Genomic DNA, 3563 nt, shown 5'->3' on the forward strand with positions numbered 1-3563 from the left:
CGTGGGCGCGCTGTCGCCCTCGGCTGGCGCGACGAGCAGATTATCGTCATCGATAACGATCAGGGCGAGTCCGGCGCATCGGCGGCCTGGCGCGAGGGGGTTCGACTGGCTTTGTCGCCACCATTACCTTGACCGCACCCGTCGGCCCGATCACGTCGTTGCCTTAAGCGCGCGGATTATAGCAGCCACCGTTTTGGTGTCGGCGCCGCGGCCAACGCGCATGGCGACACCGTCGATCTCAAACTCGATCACGCCGGCGTCGCGGACCGCCTTCTGCTTCCGTGGTCGTCCTGGGCGCTGGGCTACGGCACAAACGCCGCGCTACTTGCGTCGCTTAAAAGCACTTCGCCTGCGAGGCCTACGCTCTCGCACTTAGACCTGTGGCGAATGTCAGACAGGTTGGCAACGTTCGGCCATGCCGATGTTGATCTCTCAGCCGTCAGGATGGTTGCGAGATCGCCGTCGTTGCCAGATCGTATCTGGGTCGAATTCGCCAGCGGCGATCGCAGTGCTAATTCGTTGGTTCCGCGAATGCACAAAGCGAGGCATTCCAAATTTGTGTATCGCGACCCGGCGTAAATATGTCGAACTCCGTTGGGATTGCATCTCCATCGACCCTCAAGATGAAGGACATGTGCAGGGCGATCGAGGGACGACCTTGGTCCGAGAGATGTTCAAGACATACCAGATCATCGCTCGGCGCATTTCGGTCAAATCGCTGTTCTCCGGCTCCAGTTTTGTTGGGTCTGTCGACCATCTTCTGCCTGAGTTGGCCGCTGAAATCGCCGATACGTTCTTTTCGATGCTCTACGAACCTATGCGACGGCAAGCGCAGCCTAACCGGCCCCGGCCTTCGTTCGATGCCGCCGAAGGGTAAGCGCCAAGCTGACCCCATCTGGCGCGGCTTGAGGTGATGAGCGAGACATACTGACACTGAAGCAAGGAGCCGAGGAGCTTGCAGTGTCAATTTCTATGTCTGCGCCTATGCCTGATGATAGAAGTTTCCATGTTCTTGAAGCGGTTGCCAACCGACTGGAGGCAAGCCCGCAGCGTCCGCGCCGGCGCTGGTCGGCGGAAGCGAAGTCGCGGCTGATCGAGGCGACACTGAAGCCGGGCGCGAATGTATCGGCCATTGCCAGACAAGCGGGGATCGCGCCGGCCCAGCTGTTCGGCTGGCGGAGCAAGGCGATCAAGAGCGGTGCGGTCACGCCACACAGGGATGCGGAGCGGCTCGGCTTTGTCGAGGTCACGCCGACAGCGTCTGCGTCGGTGGAGATCGAGCTGGGTGGCGTGGTCATTCGCGCCGGTGCCGATATCAATGAGGAGCAGCTGGTGCGGATTATCCGGGCGGTTCGCCAGGCATGATCCCGGCTGGCGTGAAGGTGTTGGTCGCCAGTCATCCCGTCGATTTTAGAAAAGGTCCCGACGGCCTTTTGGCACTGGTGCGCGATGCCGGCTCGGATCCATTCAATGGCGCACTTTATGTATTCCGCGCCAAAAGAGCGGACAGGATCAAGATCGTCTGGTGGGACGGCAGCGGCGTGTGTCTTTATGCCAACGATCTGCATTCATACTACGTCCCTTTCGTGTTCAGTTGAGGGTTTTGCCTGGCTGGCATTTTGCCTTCGTGCGGCAGCGCGATCGACGAGCCGGTTCCATCGGCTGCATTGTTTTTGCGGCAGATCCGAAACGGGAAGTTCATACAGGCAATAGTGGCCGTTGTAGGCATGGCTGGTGATGAGGCCATGTTTGGCCCATCTGGTGACGGTGTGCTCGTGGATGTCAAGACGCGCGGCCGCTTCCTGTTTTGTCAACATTCCACGTTCCCGCAGGCGGTCATAGCGTGAGCGCAGCTTGTATTGGTGGACGAGATAGGCAACCCGCAAGGCCGTGAAGCGGGCGTTGTGGCGACCGCGGCGTGCGGCCTCGCCCGGACGATATCCCTGCTGGTTGAGCAGCTCTGCGATCTCGGAATAGATGTGGTCGTCGAGGAGTTTGTCGACCAGTTCGACGATGCCGGGCTGCGTCTTGACCTGCTGGGCGGAAGATTTTGGGTTCAGGGTGGTGAGTGTCTGGATCTTGCCGCCCTTGAATCGAACGTGAACCCTGGTGGTTCCTTCCGCCGGCAGCTTGACGAGAGTGACATCCTCGATGACGTGGGCAAGTAGTCGCTTGCGTTCGCGGTTCGGGGTATCGGGATCCGCCCAGAGCTTGTTGAAATCCACCGTCATTGCGACCAGCCGCTCGCGGACAGCTTCATCAAGGATGAACTGATCGTGCTCGCGGGCGCGCTCGCGCTCTTCCCGGGCCTTGGCCAACATGCGGAGCTTCTCGTTCCATTCGCCTTCGAGCGTGTCGGCGACGAGGCGATTGTCGGGATCGACCAGCATGAAACGGCGCTGGGCGAGATCGGCTTCCGTTTGGGCGCGCTCGATCGCGCGACAGCGCAGGCGATCTGCTTCGTCATTCCGGGCTTGGATCTCCTTGCGGACGTCGAGCGCCAGTTCGACGGCCGCCGGCGTCATCTGCTCGGCAATCAGCCTGCCGATGGCTTCATCGACGGGAGGCCCGGCAATGGACTGGCACAGGGGTTCACCGCGATAGGTATGGGCGCGATCACAGATGTACCAGGCTTCCTGCCGGCCGCGCCGGGCAGCGTAGCGAACCCGGAAATGCCTGCCGCATTGCCCGCACACGGCCCGACCTTGCAGCAGCGCCGGGCCTTCCCTCGGGATTGACGCGCGTGCCGCGTCATATCCGTGGCTGTTCGCCTTGAGGATCTTCAGGTTCTCCTGATGTTGCTCCCAGCCGATATAACCGGGATGGGCATCGGGGATGCAGGCCAGCCAGTCATCATTGGTTCGCGCACGCACGGTCTTCTTGCCGTCGATGGTGCGCCGATAGTGTCGCCGCCCATAGGCGTAGGCACCGGCATAGCGCGGATTGCTCAGGACGCGCACCGCGGTCGACGCGGTCAGCGGCCGAAACACCGTCTGACTGTTGTGCAGGCGTGATGGGAACAAAAGGCCTTCCTGGCGGAAGACCTTGACGGTCTGGGAGGCGGATGCGACGCGAGAGAACGTCTCGAAGAAGTGGACGATCGTCTCTCTGACTTGCGTGTCTGGATCGAGCACCACATTGCCGGAATGATCGTAGACCAGCCCGGTTGGCAGGGGACAGCGGAACTCGCCGCGCCTTGCCTTGTTGAGGATGCCGCCGCGCAGCCGTGCCTTGATCACATGCAGCTCGGCTTCGCTCATTGTACCCTTCAGGCCAAGCAGGAGCCGGTCGTTGAAACTTGCCGGATCGTAGACGCCGTCTTCGTCGAGGATCAGGGTATCGGCAAGGGCGCAGATCTCCAGCAAACGCTGCCAGTCGGCATTGTTGCGCGCCAGACGGGAGACCTCCAGCCCCATCACGATACCGGCGCGCGCCATGCCGACGTCACTGACCAGGCGCTGAACCCCCTCGCGCCAGGCCGCCGATGCGCCGGACTCGCCCTGATCGTTATCGATGACGATAATCTGCTCGTCGCGCCAGCCGAGGGCGACAGCGCGCCCACG

Annotated in this window: 4 protein-coding genes; 3 read left to right on the plus strand and 1 reads right to left on the minus strand. The window is 61.7% G+C overall.

Going from position 1 to position 3563, the window contains the following annotated elements:
* Positions 1-415: 415 nt before the first annotated feature.
* The 3 genes from NKI17_RS36630 (at position 416) to tnpB (ending at position 1598) form a co-directional block, all read left to right on the plus strand.
* Positions 416-877, plus strand: coding sequence for a hypothetical protein (locus NKI17_RS36630; protein ID WP_352907921.1), 462 nt, complete (start codon positions 416-418; stop codon positions 875-877).
* 107 nt (positions 878-984) lie between these two features.
* Positions 985-1365 (plus strand): transposase, encoded by a 381-nt coding sequence (locus NKI17_RS36635; RefSeq protein WP_352907922.1) that lies wholly within the window; start codon positions 985-987, stop codon positions 1363-1365.
* A complete protein-coding gene (gene tnpB, locus NKI17_RS36640; RefSeq protein WP_352458498.1) occupies positions 1362-1598 on the plus strand; it encodes an IS66 family insertion sequence element accessory protein TnpB in 237 nt (78 codons plus the stop codon). The genes NKI17_RS36635 and tnpB overlap by 4 nt, the downstream gene beginning before the upstream one ends.
* On the opposite strand, the gene NKI17_RS36645 is transcribed toward tnpB, so the two are convergent.
* Positions 1569-3563: recombinase family protein (locus NKI17_RS36645; protein ID WP_352907923.1), on the minus strand; the 1995-nt coding region annotated here is incomplete at its 5' end. The genes tnpB and NKI17_RS36645 overlap by 30 nt on opposite strands.

This window comes from Mesorhizobium sp. M0816, from assembly GCF_040320005.1.
Lineage (GTDB): Bacteria > Pseudomonadota > Alphaproteobacteria > Rhizobiales > Rhizobiaceae > Mesorhizobium.